This window comes from Pseudomonas entomophila, from assembly GCF_029478665.1.
GTDB classification, from domain to species: Bacteria; Pseudomonadota; Gammaproteobacteria; order Pseudomonadales; family Pseudomonadaceae; genus Aquipseudomonas; species Aquipseudomonas entomophila_F.
Map to the genome: position 1 here is coordinate 40,000 of NZ_JARPQB010000003.1, position 21,460 is coordinate 61,459.

At 65.0% G+C, this 21,460-nt stretch carries 17 protein-coding genes; 6 read left to right on the top strand and 11 right to left on the bottom strand.

Annotated elements, in window-relative coordinates; translation table 11 throughout:
* Positions 1–61: 61 nt before the first annotated feature.
* From P5705_RS02330 to edd, 10 genes are all read right to left on the bottom strand, one after another.
* A complete protein-coding gene (locus tag P5705_RS02330; protein ID WP_277459399.1) occupies positions 62–1,405 on the bottom strand; it encodes a carbohydrate porin in 1,344 nt (447 codons plus the stop codon).
* A gap of 171 nt (positions 1,406–1,576) precedes the next feature.
* On the bottom strand, positions 1,577–2,725 hold the full coding sequence (locus tag P5705_RS02335) for an ABC transporter ATP-binding protein (RefSeq protein WP_277459400.1): 1,149 nt from the start codon (positions 2,723–2,725) through the stop codon (positions 1,577–1,579).
* A 3-nt stretch (positions 2,726–2,728) separates the two neighbouring features.
* Entirely contained in the window at positions 2,729–3,574 is an 846-nt protein-coding gene (locus tag P5705_RS02340) for a carbohydrate ABC transporter permease (RefSeq protein WP_277459401.1), read from the bottom strand.
* Positions 3,567–4,475, bottom strand: coding sequence for a carbohydrate ABC transporter permease (locus P5705_RS02345; protein WP_240065534.1), 909 nt, complete (start codon positions 4,473–4,475; stop codon positions 3,567–3,569). The genes P5705_RS02340 and P5705_RS02345 overlap by 8 nt, the downstream gene beginning before the upstream one ends.
* 115 nt (positions 4,476–4,590) lie before the next feature.
* A complete protein-coding gene (locus P5705_RS02350) occupies positions 4,591–5,877 on the bottom strand; it encodes an ABC transporter substrate-binding protein (RefSeq protein ID WP_277459402.1) in 1,287 nt (428 codons plus the stop codon).
* A 115-nt stretch (positions 5,878–5,992) separates the two neighbouring features.
* The gene (locus tag P5705_RS02355; RefSeq protein WP_277459403.1) at positions 5,993–7,210 is read right to left on the bottom strand and encodes an AGE family epimerase/isomerase; all 1,218 of its coding nucleotides are present in this window, start codon (positions 7,208–7,210) and stop codon (positions 5,993–5,995) included.
* A 200-nt stretch (positions 7,211–7,410) separates the two neighbouring features.
* Entirely contained in the window at positions 7,411–8,865 is a 1,455-nt protein-coding gene (locus tag P5705_RS02360; protein ID WP_277459404.1) for an ATP-binding protein, read from the bottom strand.
* On the bottom strand, positions 8,849–9,544 hold the full coding sequence (locus P5705_RS02365) for a response regulator (protein ID WP_431196916.1): 696 nt from the start codon (positions 9,542–9,544) through the stop codon (positions 8,849–8,851). Before P5705_RS02365 ends, P5705_RS02360 begins: the two co-directional genes overlap by 17 nt.
* A 181-nt stretch (positions 9,545–9,725) precedes the next feature.
* Positions 9,726–10,682, bottom strand: coding sequence for a glucokinase (locus P5705_RS02370; RefSeq protein ID WP_277459406.1), 957 nt, complete (start codon positions 10,680–10,682; stop codon positions 9,726–9,728).
* Positions 10,679–12,505 carry a phosphogluconate dehydratase gene (gene edd, locus P5705_RS02375; RefSeq protein ID WP_277459407.1) on the bottom strand — a complete coding sequence of 609 codons (1,827 nt, stop codon included), beginning with the start codon at positions 12,503–12,505 and terminating at the stop codon, positions 10,679–10,681. Before edd ends, P5705_RS02370 begins: the two co-directional genes overlap by 4 nt.
* A gap of 266 nt (positions 12,506–12,771) precedes the next feature.
* On the opposite strand from edd, the gene gap reads away from it, so the two are divergent.
* The 6 genes from gap to P5705_RS02405 all read left to right on the top strand — a co-directional run bounded on the left by gap (position 12,772) and on the right by P5705_RS02405 (position 19,686).
* On the top strand, positions 12,772–13,773 hold the full coding sequence (gene gap, locus P5705_RS02380) for a type I glyceraldehyde-3-phosphate dehydrogenase (protein ID WP_277459408.1): 1,002 nt from the start codon (positions 12,772–12,774) through the stop codon (positions 13,771–13,773).
* A gap of 222 nt (positions 13,774–13,995) precedes the next feature.
* Positions 13,996–14,508, top strand: coding sequence for an RNA polymerase sigma factor (locus tag P5705_RS02385; protein ID WP_277459409.1), 513 nt, complete (start codon positions 13,996–13,998; stop codon positions 14,506–14,508).
* Between the two features lie 93 nt (positions 14,509–14,601).
* Entirely contained in the window at positions 14,602–15,564 is a 963-nt protein-coding gene (locus P5705_RS02390) for a FecR family protein (RefSeq protein WP_277459410.1), read from the top strand.
* 125 nt (positions 15,565–15,689) lie between these two features.
* Positions 15,690–18,278, top strand: coding sequence for a TonB-dependent receptor (locus P5705_RS02395; RefSeq protein WP_277459411.1), 2,589 nt, complete (start codon positions 15,690–15,692; stop codon positions 18,276–18,278).
* Between the two features lie 291 nt (positions 18,279–18,569).
* Complete coding sequence (locus P5705_RS02400) at positions 18,570–19,175, top strand: biliverdin-producing heme oxygenase (RefSeq protein ID WP_240065523.1); 606 nt, start codon at positions 18,570–18,572, stop codon at positions 19,173–19,175.
* Between the two features lie 49 nt (positions 19,176–19,224).
* Positions 19,225–19,686, top strand: coding sequence for a YbaN family protein (locus tag P5705_RS02405; RefSeq protein ID WP_277459412.1), 462 nt, complete (start codon positions 19,225–19,227; stop codon positions 19,684–19,686).
* 156 nt (positions 19,687–19,842) lie between these two features.
* Here the strand turns inward: P5705_RS02405 and arcD are convergent, their stop codons facing one another.
* Positions 19,843–21,270, bottom strand: coding sequence for an arginine-ornithine antiporter (gene arcD, locus P5705_RS02410; RefSeq protein WP_277459413.1), 1,428 nt, complete (start codon positions 21,268–21,270; stop codon positions 19,843–19,845).
* Positions 21,271–21,460: the final 190 nt, after the last annotated feature.

Consider the following 21,460-nt stretch of genomic DNA (forward strand, 5'->3'; position numbering starts at 1 on the left):
CTGCAGTCCAGTGGTTAGCGGAGGGTCGAAAATGGATGGCGTAAATTTACAACAATTTTTCTCAGAATGACGACTGAATCTTCAACCCCGCGACCAGCGCGTTGTCCACCTCGTCGACACCGCCCGGGCTCTTGATGTACTGCAGGTTGGGCCGCACGGTCAGCCAATTGGTGACGTGGAAGCCGTAGTAGAGCTCGGCGTTGTACTCGGTGCGCTGCAACGGCACGAAGCCTGGGTTGTCGTAGTCGTTGATGCCGGATTGGGCGTTGAGCAGCTCGGCGCGTTTCTTCACGTCGTCGTTGACGTGGATGCGGGCGATACCGAAGCCGATATCGTCCTTGGGCCGGGCGTCGAAAGCGCCTTTGTAGACCAGGCCGACCTGCTGGTAGTTGTCGACCACGTTGGTGGCCTTGTCATGCACGGTGAAGTTGGCGAACAGGCTCAAGCCACGGTTGATGTCGCCAGCGTGGGCGGTCACCTGCTGCTGCGCCACCACCCACCAGCCATGCTTGCTGGAGTGCGACTTGAACGCCGCGCCCGTCAGCGCCTGCGGGTTGCCGTTGATGTCGTCGTACACATCGTCGGCCTTGGCGGTGCTGTAGTAGTAGCCCAGGCGGTACTCGCCCGGCAGGCCGTTGACCTTCGGCGACCAGACCGCCTCCACCGGCAGGATCGCGCCCTTGGTACCGCTGCCGCTGAGCTTGAAGCCGTTGCCGATTTCCAGGTTCGAAGGGTTCTGCTCGTAGGCACCGACCTGGACGAAGAATTCCGGCGTGATGTTGTACTTCACCCGCAGCGCCCACTGGCTGACCGGCCAGTTGTACCAGATGCCGCCCACCCAGTTGCCCACCTGCGAGCCGCAGAAGGCCAGGTTCTGGAAGTCGCAGGGGAAGCTGTTGAAGTCCTCGCCTTCGCCGAAGCGGCCGAATTTCACGTCCAGCGCGCCATCGAAATATTTCTGCTTGATCCACATCTGGGTCAGGCGCCAGGTCTGGCCACGGCCCCAGACTTCCTGCACCGAACTGAACTGCCCGGCGCGCGGGTCGCTGATGCGGTCGTTGGACAGGTTGCGGCCGCTACGCTCGGTGATCGCCAGTTTGAACTCGGTATCCTTCCAGCCGAAGATCTTCTCCAGGTCCAGGTGCGCCCCCAGGGCGAACTGGTCGCTGTAGCGCGCGGTCTTGTCGTCGTTGTAGCCGCCATGCAGGTTGCCGGCCACCTCGCCGACGTAGTCGAGGGTGAAGTCGTAGCCCTTCTCCAACAGCTCGGTGCGGGTGCCGCCCCAGTCGCCGGTCATCCATTTCGATTCCGACGAGAAAGCCTCGGCGGCCTGGGCCCCGCTGCTGCCGACCACGGCCAGCAGCGCCAGCGAACCCAGGGTCCTGATGCGATTGCGATGTTCCATCCCTTTGCGTCCTCTTTTCTTGTTATTAACAGAACGGTTTAACGGCGTTCGTCTGTAGGAGCGGCCTTGTGCCGCGAAAGGGCGGCGAAGCGGCCCCAGGCCTTGGCAGTTTTCAGCATTGCTGGGGCTGCCGTGCAGCCCTTTCGCGGCTCAAGGCCGCTCCTACAGGGTTTAACGGCCTTTGAAACGCGTCACGTTGTCCTTTACGGCCGTGGCAGCAAGATCCAGGCGTTCGCCACTGGCGGCGTCGAACAGCAGCACCCGCGCCGGGTCGAACTGCAGGTTGAGGCTGTCGCCGACCCGGCACGCCACATCCGGCGCCAGGCGGCAGCACACCTTGGTCTGGTTGAGGGTGACGAACACCAGCAGGTCCGGGCCGGTGGGTTCGGTGACCTGCACCTCGGCGCGGATGCCCGGCAGGCCATTGCCCTGCTCCGCCCCCAGCGCGATCTGCTCCGGGCGCACGCCGAGGATGATCTCGCGCCCTTCCAGCGCGTCGGCCACCACGCCCAGCGGCAGTTCGCAGCGCGCCTGGCCGCTGTCGAGCAGCGCCAGCACGCGGCCTTCCTGCTTCGTCAGGCGCACCGGGATGAAATTCATCGGCGGCGAACCAATGAAGCTGGCGACGAACAGATTGGCCGGGTCGTTGTAGATCTGTTGCGGCGTACCGAATTGCTGGATGATGCCGTCCTTCATCACCGCCACCTTGTCACCCAGGGTCATGGCCTCGATCTGGTCGTGGGTGACGTACACCGTGGTGGTCTTGAGGCGCTGGTGCATCAGCTTGATCTCGGTGCGCATCTCCACCCGCAGCTTGGCGTCAAGGTTCGACAGCGGCTCGTCGAACAGGTAGATCTTCGGCCGCCGCGCCAGCGCCCGACCCATGGCCACGCGCTGTTGCTGGCCGCCGGACAGCTGGCCGGGCTTGCGTTCGAGCAGGTGCTCGATCTGCAGCAGCTTGGCGACCCGCGCCACCTCCTCGTCGATGGCTGCCTGGGGCAGCTTGCGGATCTTCAGGCCGAAGGCGATGTTGTCGCGCACGTTCATGGTCGGGTACAGCGCATAGGACTGGAACACCATGGCGATGTCGCGGTCCTTCGGGCTCATGCCACTGACGTCCTCGTCGTCGATGAGGATCGCCCCGCCACTGATGCTCTCGAGGCCGGCGATGCAGTTCATCAGCGTCGACTTGCCGCAGCCCGAGGGGCCGACCAGGATCAGGAACTCACCGTCCTTGATCGCCAGCTGGATATCCTTGAGCGTGTCGGGCAGGCCCGCGCCGTAGGTCTTGTTCACGTTACGCAGTTCGAGTGTTGCCATGACTTACCCCTTGACCGCGCCGGCGGTCAGCCCGCGCACGAAATACTTGCCCGCCACCACATAGACCAGCAGCGTCGGCAACCCGGCGATCATCGCCGCGGCCATGTCTACGTTGTATTCCTTGGCCCCGGTGCTGGTGTTGACCAGGTTGTTCAGAGCCACGGTGATCGGTTGCGAGTCGCCACTGGAGAACACCACGCCGAACAGGAAGTCGTTCCAGATCTGGGTGAACTGCCAGATCAGGCAGACCATGATGATCGGCGTCGACATCGGCAGGATGATCCGCCCGAAGATGGTGAAGAACCCGGCGCCGTCCAGACGCGCGGCCTTGACCAGCGCCTCGGGGATGCTCACGTAGTAGTTGCGGAAGAACAGCGTGGTGAAGGCCAGGCCGTACACCACGTGCACCAGCACCAGGCCACCGGTGGTGCTGGCCAGGCCCAGCTTGCCGAGGGTGAACGAGGCCGGCAGCAGCACCGTCTGGAACGGCAGGAAGCAACCAAACAACAACAGCCCGAAGAACAGCTGCGAGCCACGAAAGCGCCACATCGACAGCACGTAGCCGTTGAGCGCGCCGATGGCGGTGGAGATCAGCACGGCCGGCACGGTGATCAGGATCGAGTTGACGAAATAACCGCTGACCGTGGCCCAGGCCTTGGCCCAGCCGATGCCGCTGAACACCGTCGGCCAGCTCAGCAGGTTGCCGGTGCTGATGTCTTCGGGGGTCTTGAAGCTGGTCAAAAGCATCACCACCAGCGGCACCAGGTACAGCAGCACGGCCAGCAGCAGCACGCCGTGGATGGCGATGCGGCTGAGGCTCAGCGCAGGTTTGTCGGTAAGGCTAGTCATGACGCTTGCCCCGCAATTCCGAGTACAGGTAGGGAACGATGATCGCCAGCACCGCGCCGAGCATCAGGATGGCGCTGGCCGAACCCATGCCCATCTGCCCGCGGCTGAAGGTGAACGCGTACATGAACATCGCCGGCAGGTCCGAGGAGTAGCCCGGCCCGCCTGCGGTCATGGCCGCGACCAGGTCGAAGCTCTTGATGGCTATGTGCGCCAGGATCATCAGCGAACTGAAGAACACCGGGCGCAGGCTGGGCAGCACCACCGTCCAGTAGATGCGCGGCAGGCTGGCGCCATCGAGCTGGGCGGCGCGGATGATCGACGGGTCGACCCCGCGCAGGCCGGCCAGGAACATCGCCATGATGAAGCCCGAGGCTTGCCATACCGCGGCGATTACCAGGCAGTAGACGACCCGGTCGGGGTCGATCAGCCAGTCCAGGCGGAACCCTTCCCAACCCCAGTCGCGCAGCAGCTTGTCCAGGCCCATGCCGGGGTTGAGCAGCCATTTCCAGGCGGTGCCGGTGACGATCATCGACAGGGCCATGGGGTACAGGTAGATCGTGCGGATGAAGCCTTCGCGACGGATACGCTGGTCGAGCAGCACGGCCAGGAACACGCCGATGGCCAGGGTGACGCCGATGAACAGGCCACCGAACAGCAACAGGTTCTTGCTCGCCACCCACCAGCGGTCGTTGTCGAACAGCCGTGCGTACTGCGCCAGCCCCGCCCATTTGTAGGTGGGCAGGAAGGTGGAGGTGGTGAACGAGAGGACGAAGGTCCACAGGATGTAGCCGTAGAAGCCCACCAGGACGATGAACATGCTGGGGGCCAGCACCAGTTTGGGTAGCCAGCGTTGGAGCGCGTCCAGGGGTGAAGCCCGCAAGCGGGCGGTTGCAGTGGTCATGGTTCAGATCCCGTTTCGAAAACGACACATAGCCCTGTAGGAGCGGCTTTAGCCGCGATCACCCGCGAAGCGGGTGACGGACACCGCGTTGCCTGCATCGCGGCTGAAGCCGCTCCTACTGAGCCGCCTTCACCGCCGCGTAGAGCTTCTTCGCCGCATCGGCCGGATCAGCCTTCGGATCGTTGATGTAGTTGGTCACCACATCGAAGAACGCCCCCTGCACGGCCAAGGTGGTGGCCATGTTGTGCGCCATGCTCGGCTGCAGCCCACCGGACTTGGCGTCCGCCAGGAAGTCCTTGGCCGAAGCCTGGGCACAGGCGTCGAAACCATGCTTGTTCATGTCGGCGAGCATGTCGTTGCGCACCGGGATCGAGCCCTTGTTGGTGCTGAACACCTTCTGGAAGTCCTCGCCCAGCACCTTGCGCGCAATGTCCTGCTGCCCGGCCGCGGTGCCCTCGTTGTTCTGCTTGAACACCACCAGCGAGTCGATGTTGTAGAGGAACGCCTGGTCGGTGCCGGGGAAGGCCACGCACTGGTAGTCCTTGCCGGCGGTTTTTTTCGCCAGGGTCCATTCGCTCTTGGCCCAGTCGCCCATGATCTGCATGCCGGCCTTGCCGTTGATGACCTTGGCGGCTTCAAGGTTCCAGTCCTGGCCCTTGCCGTCGGCATCCATGTAGGTGGCGACCTTCTTCAGTTCGGTGAGCGCCTTGACCATCTCGGGGCCGGTGAGGGCGCCCTTGTCGAGATCGACCAGGGCTTTCTTGTAGCCATCGACACCCATCACCGAGAGCACCACGCTCTCGAACACGGTGCTGTCCTGCCACGGCTGGCCACCGTGGGCGAGCGCAATGAAGCCTGCGGCCTTGAGCTTGTCGCCGGCGGCATAGAACTCATCGAGGGTGGTCGGCGCCTTGTCGATGCCGGCCTTCTTGAACACCTCGGGGTTGATCCACAGCCAGTTGATGCGGTGGATGTTCACCGGCACGGCCACATAGTCGCCGTCGTACTTCACGGTGTCGGCGACTTTCTTGTCGAGCAGGCTGTCCCACTTCTCTGCCTCGGCCACGTCCTTCAGGACATCGGGATCCAGCAGCCCGGTGGCGGCCCAGTCCTGGATGTCCGGCCCTTTGATCTGGGCAACGGCAGGTGGATTGCCGGCCACGGCGCGGCTCTTGAGCACGGTCATCGCGGTAGCGCCGCCGCCACCGGCCACGGCACCGTCCTTCCAGGTGAAGCCATCTTTCTCGACCTGGGCCTTGAGTACGTCGACGGCGGCCTTCTCACCGCCAGAGGTCCACCAATGGACGACCTCCACGTTGCCTTTGGAATCGGCGGCATGGGCACTGAGGGAGCAGAGGGAGGCGAGGGAAACGGCGGCGGCGAGACGAAGCGTCGAATGCATGGGAATACCTTTCTTGTTGTTATGCGTGGCAAGACTGTCGCTTGCTTTGCATGGAGTGTAAGGACCTCGCGCACCGCGCCAGGTAACGAACGGATGCGCGATTGTCATCATCTGGTTACAAAGCCAGGGCGGTGGCCAGGCTTGGCGCCAGCGGCAGGCGCGGCAGCAGCAGGGCCTGATAGGCATGGTAGAGATCCGGCTTGCCGCCCCAGATGCGTGCACTGGGACGGTTGGCCGGGTCGAGTTCGTGGTGCCAACCGCCATGGGCACGATCAATGAAGTGTTCGCCGATGAAGTCCCAGAAGCAGCGATACCAGCGTTCGTACTGCGCCTCGCCCGTGCGTCGCAGCAAGGCGGCGGCGGTGGCGCAAGCCTCGGCATGCACCCAGTGCAGGCGCTCGCGCACCACCGGGCGATTGCACCAGTCCAGGGTGTAGACCAGGCCCGGCGCGCCATCGACCTGCCAGGCATGGCGGCAGGCACTGCCGAACAGGCCCTTGGCGGCGCTCACCAGCCCCTTCGGCACAGGCAGGTCGGCCTGCTGGCGGGCGGCTTCCAGGTGCAGGAGCAGACGGGCCCACTCGAAGGCGTGGCCGGGCGTGGTGCCATAGGGGCGGAAGCCATCGGCGGGGTTGTCGCAGTTGTAATCCGGCAGGGCCTGCCAGTGCCGGTCGAAATGCTCGATGACGCGCAGGCCATCTGTCGCCGGCTGGCTGAGGATGAGCCGGTCGACGATCCTCTGGGCGCGCTCCAGCCACAACCTGTTGCCGGTCACGTCGGCCAGGGCGAGAAACGCCTCGACGCCATGCATGTTGCTGTTGGCGCCGCGGTAGGCCTCCGGCTGTTGCCAGTCGCGGGCATAGGTTTCACCCAGGGCGCCCTCCTCCTCGCGCCAGAAACGCTGCTCGATGATTTCGATTGCAGCGTCCAGCAGCGCCTGGGCGTCGCTGACACCGGCCACCACCGCCGAACTGGCGGCCAGGGCGACGAAGGCATGCAGGTAGGCGGCCTTGTCGCTGCCGCGCTGACCTTGCGGATGGGAGAACCAGCCGCCGAAGTCGGCGTCGCGCAATGGCCCTTGCAGCGCGGCAACCCCGTGCTCGACCAGCCCCAGGCAGCCTGGCACACCCTGGATATGCGCCAGGGCGAAGCTGTGGGTCATGCGCGCGGTGTTCAGGGTTTCGGCGATGGCGCAACGGGGCAGGCGCCCCTCGTCGTCTAGGTTGCCAAAACCCTCGGGCAGGCGCGAGGCCTTGGCGAAGTCGAGCAGGCGCAGGGCTTCTGTCGCGAGCCAGGCGTGGTGGACCGGGGAATCGAGCCAGCTGTGGGTCATGGGACATGCCTTCCTTGTTGTTGTCAGCGGATTCTAGCCAGCCGTCCTGGCTGGCATGTCACGAAGGCCCGCAGGTTTGTCACCGGATGGTGACCTGCAGGAGCGGCTTCAGCCGCGATCAGCCGCGAAGCGGGTGCAAGGTACCGCGGTGCCTGCATCGCGGCTGAAGCCGCTCCTACAGGGAATCGTGTCAACCTTCCTCAATCGGCGGTACGGGGCAGGTACAAGGTTACCCGCAACCCACCGTCGCGCAGGTTCAGCAGGCTCACCTCCCCGCCATGGCTATGGGCGATGTTGCGCGCGATCCCCAACCCCAGCCCATACCCCTGCTGCTGCCCGGCCAGGCGAAAATGCGGCTCGAACACCTGTTCCAGGCGCTGCTCCGGTACCCCCGGCCCCTGGTCGTCGACTTGCAGCACGAAGCTCTCGGCGCTGTCGAGAATCCGCAGGTGCGCCCGCTCGCCATACTTGATGGCATTGTCGATCAGGTTGCCGATACACCGACGCAAGGCCAGCGACTTGCCCGGATAAGGTGACAAGGCTCTGCCCTCGACGGTAATGCGGCCATCGCCTACGTAAGGCTCGGCAAGAATTTCCAGCACCTGGTTTAGGTCGATCGGTTCGATGTTCTCGTGGATATCGGTGTCTTTCACGCATTGCAGCGCGCCTTTGACCAGCAACTCCAGTTCATCGAGGTCACGGCTGAACTTGGCCTGCACCTGTTCGTCCTCAAGCAGTTCGACCCGCAGGCGCAAGCGCGTGATCGGCGTGCGCAGGTCATGGGACACGGCGCTGAACAATTGGGCGCGCTCGGTCAGGTAACGGCTGATGCGCTCGCGCATGCTATTGAACGCCCGCCCAACCTCGACCACCTCGCTGCCGCCGCCCTCGGCCACCGGTGCCACGTCCGCACCCAGGGACATTTCCCGCGCGGCCCGTGCCAGGCGCTTGAGCGGCCGGCTCTGCCAATGCACCAGCAAACCGATGAACAACAGCAGCATGGCGGTGGTGAGGGCGATGAAACCGATCTGCTGACGCGGCAGACGCTCGGCTTCAAGACTGGTGTAGGGCTCAGGCAGCAGCGAGGCGATGTACAACCACTCGCCTTCATCCAGGCGGATCTGGGTCACCAGCACCGGCGGATTGAGCGGTTCGAGGGTCAACGAGTAATGCGCCCATGAGCGCGGCAGCTCATCGAGCTTCAGCCCGCTGTTGAAGATGCGCAAATCGTCCGGGCTGACGAATGCGACGGAGATTTCCATCTGCTGCCCAAGGCGCTCGTGCAGCACCTGCTGGAAAACGTCGATCACCGCCTGCTTGCGCGAGGTGACTGGCAACAGCGGCATCTCCAGCGGCTTGACGTTGAGCGAGACGAAGAAGCGCGTGCCGCCCATGCTGCGCAACTGATCGAGGACCATGGGCCGGTAGCCCACCGGCAGCGAGCGGAAGTAGCTGACACTGGCGCTCATCGAATGGGCCAGGCTGCTGGCGCTGGCACGCAGGCCCTGCAACTGGCTGGCGCGCAGCTGCGCCACCCAGATCAGGCTCGACAGCCCCTGGGCCAGCAGCACCACCAGTAGCGTGAGCAGCAGCATGCGCCCCAGCAACGAGTGCGGCAGCAGGCGCCAACGCCGCTCGCTAGGCCGGGCAGACATGGGCCGCCAGCAGGTAGCCGCTGCCACGCACGGTGCGGATCAATCGCGGGGGTTTCTCGGTGTCGCGCAGCCGTTGGCGCAAGCGGCTGACGGCCATGTCGACGATACGGTCCAGGGGCATCGGCTCACGGCCGCGGGTGGCGTTGCCGATGGTGTCGCGGTCGAGGATCTGCTGCGGATGGTCAAGGAACAGCTTGAGCAGGGCGAAGTCGGCGCCGGACAGGATCACCTCTTCGCCGTCGCGGTGGAAAAGACGGTGGCTGACCATGTCCAGGCGCCAGTCGTCGAAGGCCAGCACGGCGCTGGCCGGCGTCGCCTGGCCGAATTCGGCGCGGCGTAGCAGGGCCTTGATCCGTGCCTGCAGTTCCCGCGGGCTGAAGGGTTTGCCGAGGTAGTCGTCGGCGCCCAGCTCCAGACCGATGACCCGGTCGGCTTCGTCGGAGCTGGCAGTGAGCATGATGATCGGCACCCGTGACAGGCGCGGGTGCTGGCGAACCCAGCGGCACAGGCTGAAGCCGTCCTCGTCGGGCAGCATCACATCGAGGATCACCAGGTCGCAGGGGCTGGTCTCGAGCGCGCGGCGGAAGCCCTGGCCGTCAGCTTCGGCGTGCACCTGGAAGCCGGAGCGGGCGAGGTAGGTCTGCAGCAGTTCACGGATGTCCTGGTCGTCGTCGACCATCAGGATCGATTTACCGGCAGTGGTCACAATGGTCCTTCCTCTGTTCAATCGCAGATCTTGCTGTCTGCTGTTGGGGCTGCTTTGCAGCCCTTTCGCGGCACAAGGCCGCTCCTACAGGGGCACGCGCTCGACTGTAGGAGCGGCCTTGTGCCGCGAAAGGGTCGCGAAGCGGCCCCAGCGATCAATGATCCAGCGCTTGCTGCAGAGCCACCCCGGCCCCCAGCAACCCGGAAAACTCCGCCGTCACCAGCCACACCGGCACCCCGGCGAAATACCCGCTCATGCAGCCCTTGTCGGCAAAACTCGCGGCAAAGCCACTGCGCAGGAACAACTCGGCGAAACGGGGAATCACTCCGCCAACGATATAGACACCTCCCCGGGCACCGAGGGTGAGCACATTGTTGCCCGCTACCCGCCCGAGGAACCGGCAGAACTGCTCGATCACCGCCAACGCCCGCGGCTCGCCGGCCAGGGCTGCGTCGGTGATCTGCGCCGGAGTCTTGTGCGCCGGCGTGGCGCCATCGAGCGCGCAGATGGCCTGGTACAAACGCACCAGCCCACCGCCACTGAGCACGGTCTCGGCACTGACATGGCCGATCTGCCGGTGAATCTCCTGGTGGATCGCCGCCTCGCGGGCATTGCCCACCGGCAGGTCGACATGTCCGCCCTCCCCCGGCAGCGCCAGCCAGTGCTCGCCCAGGCGCAGCAGGCTGCCCACGCCCAGGCCAGTGCCGGGCCCGATCACCAACGCCGGGCGCGACGGATCGGCGTGGCCGGCACAGACCTCGCGGAACTCGCCGTCGCGCAGGCGGGTCATGCCCAGGGCCATGGCGGAGAAATCGTTGATCAGCAGCAGGCGCTCGACCTGCAACGTCTGGCAGAAGGCGCTGCGGCTCAGCCGCCAATGGTTGTTGGTGAAGCGGAATTCGTCGCCATCCACCGGCCCGGCCACCGCCAGGCACACCGCCGCCAGGCCGCCCCGGGCAATCCCCTGGTCGGCCAGGTAGGCCTCGATGGCCTGCTCAGGGCTGGTGTAGTCGGCGGTGGCCAGCACCTGGACCGCCTGCAGCTCGTTGTCGCGCCACAAGGCGAAACGTGCGTTGGTGCCACCGATATCGCCGACCAGCAAGGCCTTCATTTGAGATTCTCCAGGGCCGAAGTGAAGGCGCTCGCGCCCTGTTCGGCGGAACTGAACGCCACGCGCATGAAGCCGAACAGCTCGCGCCCGCAGCCCAGGTCGTTACCCTTGGGCGGTTCGGGCAGGTCACGGCTGGCCAGCTCCTCGGCCGACACCATGATCCGCAGCGTACCTTCGACACCATCGACCCGCACGATATCACCATCGCGCACCCGCGCCAGCGGGCCACCATCGAAGGCCTCCGGGCACACGTGAATGGCTGCCGGGATCTTGCCCGAGGCACCGGACATGCGCCCGTCGGTAACCAGCGCCACCTTGTAGCCTCGGTCCTGCAGCACACCGAGGAACGGCGTGAGCTTGTGCAGCTCGGGCATGCCGTTGCAACGCGGCCCCTGGAAGCGCACCACGGCGACGAAATCACGCTCCAGCTCGCCGGCCTTGAACGCATCGGCCAGGGACTGCTGGTCATGGAACACCCGCGCCGGGGCCTCCACCACCTGATGCTCGCGCGCCACGGCGGACACCTTCATCACGCCACGGCCCAGGTTGCCTTCCATCACCCGCAGGCCGCCCTCGGGCGAAAACGGCCGCGCCACCGGGCGCAGGATGCTCTCGTCCAGGCTGTCCTTCGGCCCCTCGCGCCAGACCAGCTGGCCGTCCTCGAGGAACGGCTCCCGGGTGTAGCGGCGCAGGCCATGGCCGGCCACGGTGTTGACGTCCTCGTGCAGCAGGCCCGCGTCGAGCAGTTCGCGAATGAGGAATGCCATGCCGCCCGAAGCCTGGAAATGGTTGATGTCGGCCTTGCCGTTCGGATAGACGTGGGACAGGGTCGGCACCACCTCGGAGAGATCCGCCATGTCCTGCCAGGTCAGCTGGATGCCGGCGGCCTGGGCGATGGCCGGGATATGCAGGGTGTGGTTGGTCGAGCCGCCAGTGGCGTGCAGGGCGACGATCGAGTTGACCAGCGCCTTCTCATCGACGATCTCGCCGATCGGCATGAAGTTGCCGCTGGCCTTGGTCATGCGCGTGACCTGCCGCGCGGCCTCGGCGGTGAGGGCCTCGCGCAGCGGCGTGTAGGGGTTGACGAAAGAGGCTCCGGGCAGGTGCAGGCCCATCACTTCCATCACCAGCTGGTTGGTGTTGGCGGTGCCGTAGAAGGTGCAGGTGCCCGGGCCGTGGTAGCTCTTCATTTCCGACTCGAGCAGTTGCTCGCGGGTGGCCTTGCCCTCGGCGTAGCGCTGGCGCACGTCGGCCTTCTCCTTGTTGGAGATCCCCGAGACCATCGGCCCGCCCGGTACGAAAACGGTGGGCAAATGGCCAAAGCGCAGCGCGCCCATCATCAGGCCGGGGACGATCTTGTCGCAGATGCCCAGCATCAGCGCGGCGTCGAACATGTTGTGCGACAAGGCGATGGCGGTGGACATGGCGATCACCTCGCGGCTGGCGATAGCCAGTTCCATGCCCGGCTCACCCTGGGTGACGCCATCGCACATGGCCGGCACGCCACCGGCGAACTGGCCGACCGAGCCGATGTCGCGCAGGGCCTGCTTGATCTGTTCGGGGAAGTGTTGATACGGCTGGTGCGCCGAGAGCATGTCGTTGTACGCCGAGACGATGGCCACGTTGGCGGCGTTCATCAGGCGCAGGGTCTGCTTGTCCTCACCGCCGCAAGCGGCCACGCCATGGGCGAAGTTGGCGCACTGCAGGCTGGCGCGCACGGGTCCGTCACTGGCCGCGCCGCGGATCAGCTCAAGGTAGCGTTCACGGGTGCGGCGGCTGCGGGCGATCAGCCGTTCGGTGACCTCAAGGATGCGCGGGTGCATGTACTGGACTCCAGGCTAACGGTAAGGGCGGTCTCACCGGGTATTTTCCCTCCAAACGATTGCGACCTAGGCTCTAGAGAGAGATGCCTGGCGTGTTCGAAGAGGGGCTGACCCGACCGCTCGTTGTATGTTTAAACAAAATACTGCCAGCAAAAAGGCTTGTTTTCTATCACTCGATGAATAATCTTGTAATTCCAACAACAAAACCGTTTCAGTGAAGCTACTCTTTGTGCCACAGGCTTCACCTGACTGCCAGAGGTAACGCCATGACCCTTCGCATCGCCATCAACGGCTTCGGTCGCATCGGACGCAACATCCTGCGTGCACTCTACACGCACGGCTACCGTCAGGACCTGCAGGTCGTCGCCATCAACGACCTGGGCGACAGCGCGATGAATGCCCACCTGCTCAAGTTCGACAGCGTCCACGGCACCTTCGACGCCACGGTCGAGTCCGACCACGAAAGCCTCACCGTCAACGGCGACCGCATCGCCGTCAGCGCCATCCGCAACCCCGCCGAGCTGCCCTGGAAAGCCCTGGCCATCGATGTGGTGTTCGAATGCACCGGGCTGTTCACCGAGCGCGCCAAGGCTGCCGCGCACCTGGCCGCAGGGGCCACCAAGGTAATCGTCAGCGCGCCGGCCAAGGGTGCCGACGCCACCGTGGTGTACGGGGTCAACCACGACGTGCTGCGCGCCTCGCACCAGGTCATCTCCAACGCCTCCTGCACCACCAACTGCCTGGCGCCGATCGCCCAGGTGCTGCACCGCGAGTTCGGCATCGAGCAGGGGCTGATGACCACCATCCACGCCTACACCAACGACCAGGTACTCACCGACGTCTACCACAGCGACCCGTACCGCGCGCGCTCGGCCACCCAGTCGATGATCCCGAGCAAGACCGGCGCCGCCGAGGCCGTAGGCCTGGTGCTGCCGGAGCTGGCCGGCAAGTTGACGGGGATGGCGGTGCGGGTACCGGTGATCAACGTGTCGCTGGTCGACCTCACCGTCAACCTCAAGCGCGAGGTGACGGCGGAAGAAGTGAACCAGGTGTTCCTCGAAGCCAGCCGCCACTCCCGCGTGCTGGGCTACAACGCCCTGCCGCTGGTGTCGTGCGACTTCAACCACAACCCGTTGTCGTCGATCTTCGACGCCAACCACACCCGCGCCAATGGCCGCATGCTCAAGGTGCTGGCCTGGTACGACAATGAGTGGGGCTTCTCCAACCGCATGCTGGACAACTGCCTGGCGTTGTTCAACGCGAAGTAACCCTCGCTCCCAAGGCAGGCGCTGTACCTGTAGGAGCGGCTTCAGCCGCGATCACCCGCAAGGCGGGTGTCAGACACCGCGATGCCCGCATCGCGGCTAAAGCCGCTCCTGCAGCGCCCGGTGCGACATTCCCGGTCTTTACCCGTTCATGACATTTTCCCACTTGACCTGAAGCATGGATGATAAGCATTATCATTCACCCCAGAGCGGTCAGGTTTCCCCGTGAGTCAGTCCCGGTTCAACTCAGTCTTCCTCAACCAGCGCCTCACCCTGCTGCGCACCCTGCAGCGCATGGTGGGCAACCCCAGCACCGCCGAGGATCTGCTGCAGGAAACCTACCTGCGGGTCACCCGAGCGTTGGGCGAACGCCCCATCGAGCACCTGGAACCCTTTGTCTTCCAGACCGCCCGCAACCTCGCCCTGGACCATCTGCGCGCCCGTCGGGTACAGGCCCGCACGCTGATCGACGATGTCCCCGAGCAGGTCCTGCACAACGTCGCCGCCCCTGCGGGCAGCAGCGAAGATGCCGCCCACGCCGAACAGTTGCTCAAACACCTGAGCGTCAGCCTCGGCCAGTTGACCGAGCGCCAGCAGCGCATCTTCATCCTCAGCCGCCTGCACGGCGCCAGCTACCTGGAGATCGCCGAGCAACTGGACGTCTCGGCCAGCACGGTGCAGAAGGAACTGAAACTGATCATGGCCATCTGCATGGGCGTGGCCGACCGGCACCAGTGACAGCACCGCTCGCCAGGCCACCCGCGCAAAGCCCTTGCCATGCATCGGGTCTGCACTGATCATGCGCAAAAAAGCCCGCCGCAAGGACCCTCCGTGACCGACCAGCCCTCTCCTCGCCCGACCGCCGCCGCGCCTGACGCCCGCGCCCGTGCCCGCGCAGAGGCGATGGACTGGCTGATCCGCCTGCAGTGCGCCGACGAAAGCGACACCCAGGCCTTCGAGCACTGGCTCGGCGCCGAGCCGGAAAACGCCGAGGCCTATGTGGAGGCCGAGGCGCTGTGGAACGGTGCGCCGCTGCGCCAGGCCGCTGGCCAGTTGCACCAGCAGCGTCGGCGCAAGTTCGGCGGGCGCCTGCGCCGCCACTGGAAGCCCCTGGCCACCGCCGCCATGCTGTTGGTCGGGCTGTTCACCTTCGGCAACCTGCCGGTGCGCCTGCAGGCCGACCACCTGACCGTGGTCGGTGAACGCCAGCGCCTGCAACTGGACGATGGCGCCAAGGTCCTGCTCAACACCAATTCAGCCTTCGCCAGTGATGTGCGCGACGGGCGCCAGGTGGCCCGCCTGCTACAGGGCGAGGCGTACTTCCAGGTGTCCGACGGCGGCCAACCCGCACTGGAAGTGCAGGCCGGCCCGTTGCGCGCCAGTGTGCGCGACACCGACTTCGCCGTGCGTTATCTCGACGGCCAGGCTCAGGTGCGCGTGCAACGCGGCGATGTCGACTTGCAGGCAGCCAGCGACCAGCGCATCCGCCTCAGTGCCGGCGACAGCATCAGCGTTGGCCCCGACGGCTTCGGCCAGCGCCAGCGCCCGGACCTGCGCAAGGAACTGGCCTGGATCGAGGGCCGCCTGGTGTTCGAGAACTGCCCGCTGAGCCAGGTGCTCGCCGAGGTGCGCCGTTACTACCCCGGCTGGATCATCAACCACAACGAGCGCCTCGAGCAGGTCGCCGTCACCGGCAACTACCGCCTCGACCAACCCCTGGAAACCCTGCGCGCCCTCGCCCATATCACCTCGGCACAGCTGCACGAATACCCCGCGCTGGTGATTCTCAACTGACCTGAAAGTTTTTTTACGCGATCGCCTTCCCTCGCCCGTCTCGTTATAGCCAATACGATTGATTCTCGTTCGAAAACGAGAACAGCCACTGCCTATAACCCTTCGCGCGACAGGGAGCGCTTTCGATGTCCACTGGTCAAACCCGCCCGTCCTCCATTTCCCGCCGTCGGGGGCAACTGTCGCTGCTGACCCTGGCCCTGCTTGCCAGCGGCGCCATCAGCCTGCCGACGCTGGCCGCCGAACCGGCCCAAGCGAGCAGCCCGCGCATGGGCGACTACCGTTTCGCCATCGACCAACAGCCACTGGTGTCGGCCGTCAACGCGTTCAGCCAGGTAACCGGCTGGCAGGTCGGGTTCAGCGCCGACCTGGCCGAGGGCGTGGCGTCGCCGGGCGTGCAGGGCTCGCTGGCGCCGGAGGCGGCGTTGCAGCGCCTGCTGCGCGGCACCGGTTTGAGCTACCGCAAGATCGGCAACGGCAATGTAGTGCTCGAACGCCAGGCGGCAGGCAATGCCATCGCCCTGCAACAGGTGACGGTCAGCGCCACGCGCAGTGCCCAGGACGTCAGCCAGGTGCCGAGCACCGTCAGCGTACAGACCCGCGAACAGCTGGACCGGCAGAACGTCAACGACATCAAGCAACTGGTGCGCTACGAACCGGGCGTCTCGGTCGGCGGCGTCGGCCAGCGCAGCGGCCTTAACGGCTACAACATCCGCGGTATCGATGGTGAGCGCATCCTCACCCAGGTCGATGGCGTGTCGATCCCCGACAGTTTCTTCTACGGCCCCTACGCCCAGACCCAGCGCAACTACGTCGACCCGGAGATCATCAAGCGCGTGGAGATCCTCCGTGGCCCGGCCTCGGTGCTGTACGGCAGCAACGCCATCGGTGGCGCGGTGAGCTACTTCACCCTCGACCCCGACGACATCATCAAGCCTGGCAAGGATGTCGGCGCGCGCCTGAAGACCGGCTACAGCTCCGCCGACGAAAGCTGGCTGACCTCCGCCACCGTCGCCGGTCGCCAGGGCGATTTCGACGGGTTGCTGCACCTGAGCCAGCGCAATGGCCACGAGACCGAATCCTACGGCGAACACGGGGGCACCGGCCTGGACCGCAGCGAGGCCAACCCCGAGGACGTGCGCACCACCAACGTGCTGGCCAAGCTCGGCTGGAACTACGCCGACGACGCGCGCCTGGGCTTCACCTACGAGCACTACAAGGATGACCGTGACCAGAACATCCTCAGCGCCGTGGGTGGCCCGTTCATTCCGGGCCGTGGCGCCTCGAACATGTACCGCATGCGCCAGGGCAACGACACCGTCACCCGCGAGCGCTTCGGCATCAACCACGAATTCGGTCTCGACAGCCTGGTCGCCGACCACGTGAAGTGGAGCCTGAACTACCAGATCGCCAAGACCGACCAGCGCACCGACGAGCTGTACTTCGCCAACGGCCGCCAGGTGTTCCGCGACCGCCAGACCACCTACAAGGACCGCCAGTGGGTCTTCGACGGCCAACTCGACAAGGCCTTCAGCATTGGCGCCACCGAGCACCTGCTGACCTACGGCACGACCCTCAAGCATGAGAAGGTCACCGGTTCGCGCAGTGGCACCGGCACCTGCCTCAACGTGGGTGGCTCCTGCCGGGCCATCGGCCAGAACAGCCCGAGCGATGGCCAGGTGCTGGTCAGCGACTTCCCGGACCCGACCGTGAACACCTACAGCCTGTTTGCCCAGGACGAAATCCGCTGGAACAACTGGACCTTCCTGCCGGGTGCGCGCTACGACTACACCCGCATGGAACCGAAGATGACCGCCGAGTTCCTGCGCGGTATCCAGGGCACCGGCGCGGCGCCAGGCAGCATCGACGATTCGGACAAGAAGTGGCACCGCGTCTCGCCCAAGTTCGGCGTCACCTATGCCTTCAACGACAACTACACCTGGTACGGCCAGTACGCCGAAGGCTTCCGCACCCCGACCGCCAAGGCCATGTATGGGCGCTTCGACAACCCGACCCTGGGCTATAGCGTCGAGCCCAACCCGAACCTGGAACCGGAGAAGAGCAAGAGCTACGAGACCGGCCTGCGCGGCAACTTCGAGGCCGGTAACTTCGACGTGGCGGTGTTCTACAACAAGTACCGCGACTTCATCAACGAGGACGCCGTGCAGTCGGCCAACCTCGGTTCGACCTTCCAGGCCAACAACATCAAGCACGCCACCATCAAGGGCGCCGAGTTCAAGGGCCGCCTGAACCTCGACCACTTCGGTGCCGTGCAAGGCCTGTACACCCAGGGCTCGCTGGCCTACGCCCGTGGCCGCAACGACGACACCGGCCAGCCACTGAACAGCGTAAACCCGCTGACCGCGGTGCTGGGCCTGGGCTATGAGCAGCAGAACTACGGCGGGTTGGTCAGCTGGACCCTGGTCAAGCGCAAGGACCGTGTCGACGACACCACCTTCTTCGCCCCCGATGGCGCCAGCAAGCAGTTCCGTACCCCGGGCTACGGTGTGCTGGACCTGACCGGCTACTACAAGGTGACCGACGACATCACCGTCAACGCCGGCCTGTACAACCTGACCGACAAGAAGTACTGGCAGTGGGATGACGTGCGTGGCTACGACGCGCTGGGTGAAGCGGGCGTGACCCAACCGGCCAACCTCGATCGCCTGACCATGCCGGGGCGTAACTTCGCCATCAACCTGGTGTGGGATATCTGATCGGCTGAAATCGGCAACTGCATCGCGGGACAACCCCGCTCCTCAACGTGGCTGCGCTCAGCGTCATTTGTAGGAGCGGCTTCAGCCGCGATGCAGCCACCTCGGTGTGTGACACCCGCTTTGCGGGTGATCGCGGCTGAAGCCGCTCCTACACAGACCGCACCCAATCAATGCGCGACACCCTGACGTCGATTCATGAGAATGATTTCACTTCGCAGGTGAGGTTTTTTTACTGTCCCGCGTCTTCTGTTTCGTCTTGTCACTAGACGCCCCATTTTCCAAGGATGCCCCATGAACGCCCCTTCCTCCGAGCGCGCCGCCCTGCGCTCCCAGCGCCTCAACCAGATCACCCACGCCCCGCACACCGAGCTGGACGCCCTGGTCAAGTCGCACAAGCCGTTCGACACCCGCGAGAGCTTCGCCCGCTTCGTGGTCGCCCAGTACCTGTTCCAATCTGAATTGCAGGCGCTGTACAACGACCCGCAACTGATCGCCATCGTCCCCGACCTGGCCGAACGTTGCCGCGCCGAACAAGCGCGCCTGGACCTGGCCGACCTCGACACCGAAGTCCCCGCCCCGGTCGCCGGTGCCCTGCAGTCGCCAAGCCTGGGTGAAGCCATGGGCTGGATCTTCGTCTCCGAAGGCTCCAAACTGGGCGCCGCGTTCCTGATCAAGCGTGCCGTGGCCCTCGAGCTGTCCGACAGCTTCGGTGCCCGTCACCTGGGCGAACCGGCCGGTGGCCGCGCCGAAGGCTGGAAGCAGTTCACCCGCATTCTCGACGGCCTGGCGCTGTCGGCTGAAGAGGAAGCCGCCGCCGAGCGTGGCGCGGTCGCCGCCTTCGAGCGCTTCACCGAACTGCTCAAGCACGCCTACGCCGCCGACGCTGCACTGGCCTGACACGCTTTACCCGGCCGCCCTCGGGCGGCCACACCGTTGCCGTGAGACCATGACCCGAATCGCCCGCTCGAAACTGTCCCGCCTGCTGTATGCGATCCTGGCCTATGTCAGCCTGGGGATCGGCCTGGTCGCGATCGTCATCCCCGGCCTGCCCACCACCGAGTTCATCCTCCTCGCCGCCTGGGCCGCCACCCGCAGCTCGCCACGACTATCAGCATGGCTGGAGAACCACCGTCTGTTCGGCCCGATCCTCTACAACTGGCGCAACGGCAAAGTGATCCAGCGCCGGGCGAAAGTCAGCGCCACCGTCAGCATGTTGCTGTGCGCGGGGCTGATGCTGACCTTCCTCGACCACCGCTGGCCAGTGTTCCTCGCCATCGGCGGCATGACCCTTGGCAACCTGTGGATCTGGTCACGCCCCGAGCGCCGGAGTCGTCCGACGATCACGACCCGCATGTCGAGCACACACCCTGGGGTGAAGCGAGATGGATCAGGGGGCCTCTTGAAGTAGGAGAAGCACAGCTGAGCGGGTCCCTGGGCGCCTGCGAGCTCGGCTCTTCCAACGCCCGCTGGTGACGCTTTTCGTAGGAGCCAGCCTTGCTGGCGAATGCAAGGCGCAGCCTTGCCTGATACACCGAGGTGTACCGTTCGCCAGCAAGGCTGGCTCCTACAGGGTCAGCAATCCGGAATAGAGTGCGTACGCGGCCAATCCCGCACCGGCGAGCACCGCCGCGAAAATCAGCTTCTCCCAGGCCGTGAACAACACCTGCCCCTGCTCGCGCTTGGCATGGGCGAACAGGATCACCCCCGGCGCATACAGCAACGCCGACAACAGCACGTACTTGAGCCCGCCGGCATACAGCAGCCAGACCGCATACAGCAACGCGACCGCCGCCACCAGCAGGTCCTTGCGCCGCAGCCCGGCCTGCCCCTCGTAGCTCTCTCCCCGCAGCGCCAGCAACACCGCGTAGGCCGCCGACCAGAAGTACGGCACCAGGATCATCGACGACGCCAGGTAGATCAGGCTGGTGTAGGTGCCCGCCGAGAACAGGGTGATCAGCAGGAAGCCCTGGATCATCACATTGGTCAGCCACAGGGCATTGGCCGGCACATGGTTTTTGTTCTCCCGCGCCAGGAAGCGCGGCATGGTCTTGTCGCGGGCGGTGGCGAACAGGATCTCGGCACACAACAGCGCCCAGGACAGCAAGGCCCCCAGCAGCGAAACCGCCAACCCGATGCTGATCAGCAGCGCGCCCCAGGGCCCGACGATATGCTCCAGCACCGAAGCCAGCGAGGGGTTCTGCAACCCCGCCAACTCAGGCTGGGTCATCACCCCCAGCGACAGCACGTTGACCAGCACCAGCAACGCCAGCACCCCGAGAAAGCCCACCACCGTCGCCTTGCCCACGTCCGAGCGATGCAACGCTCGCCCGGAATAGACACTGGCGCCCTCGATGCCGATGAACACGAACACCGTCACCAGCATCATGTTGCGCACCTGCTCGAGCACGTTGCCGAACTTGGGGTTGCTCAGCCCCCAGATGTCGCGGGTGAAAATGTCGGCGCGAAAGGCGAAGGCGGCGATGACGATGAACATCAGCAACGGCACCACCTTGGCCACGGTGGTCACCTGGTTGATGAACGCCGCCTCCTTGATACCGCGCAGCACCAGGAAATGCACCGCCCACAGCAGCAACGAGGCACAACCGATGGCCACCGGCGTGTTGCCTTCGCCGAACACCGGGAAATAGAAGCCCAGGGTGCTGAACAGCAGCACGAAGTAGCCGACGTTGCCCAGCCAGGCGCTGATCCAGTAGCCCCAGGCCGAAGAGAAGCCCATGTAGTCGCCAAAACCGGCCTTGGCGTAGGCATACACCCCGGAATCCAGCTCCGGCTTGCGGTTGGCCAGGGTCTGGAACACGAACGCCAGGGCCAGCATGCCCACCGCGGTGATGCTCCAGCCGATCAGCACGGCCCCGACATCGGCACGCGCCGCCATGTTCTGCGGCAACGAGAAGATCCCGCCGCCAATCATCGAGCCGACCACCAGCGCGATGAGCGCGCCAAGGCGCAATTTCTGTCCTGGTTCGCTCATGGGGTTCCTCGTGCGCGGGCGCGCGTAAACGTGTTTGCCAACATTATCGTTACAAGATTTTTATCAAATCGAGCCATTAAACCTATAGCACTCATAACCGGAATGTCTATGGCATCCCCCTCATAAAAATCACTGTTGTCGAATACTTCACGAGCCGTCTAAACCTGTCGCTATTTACTGTGAAAAATTT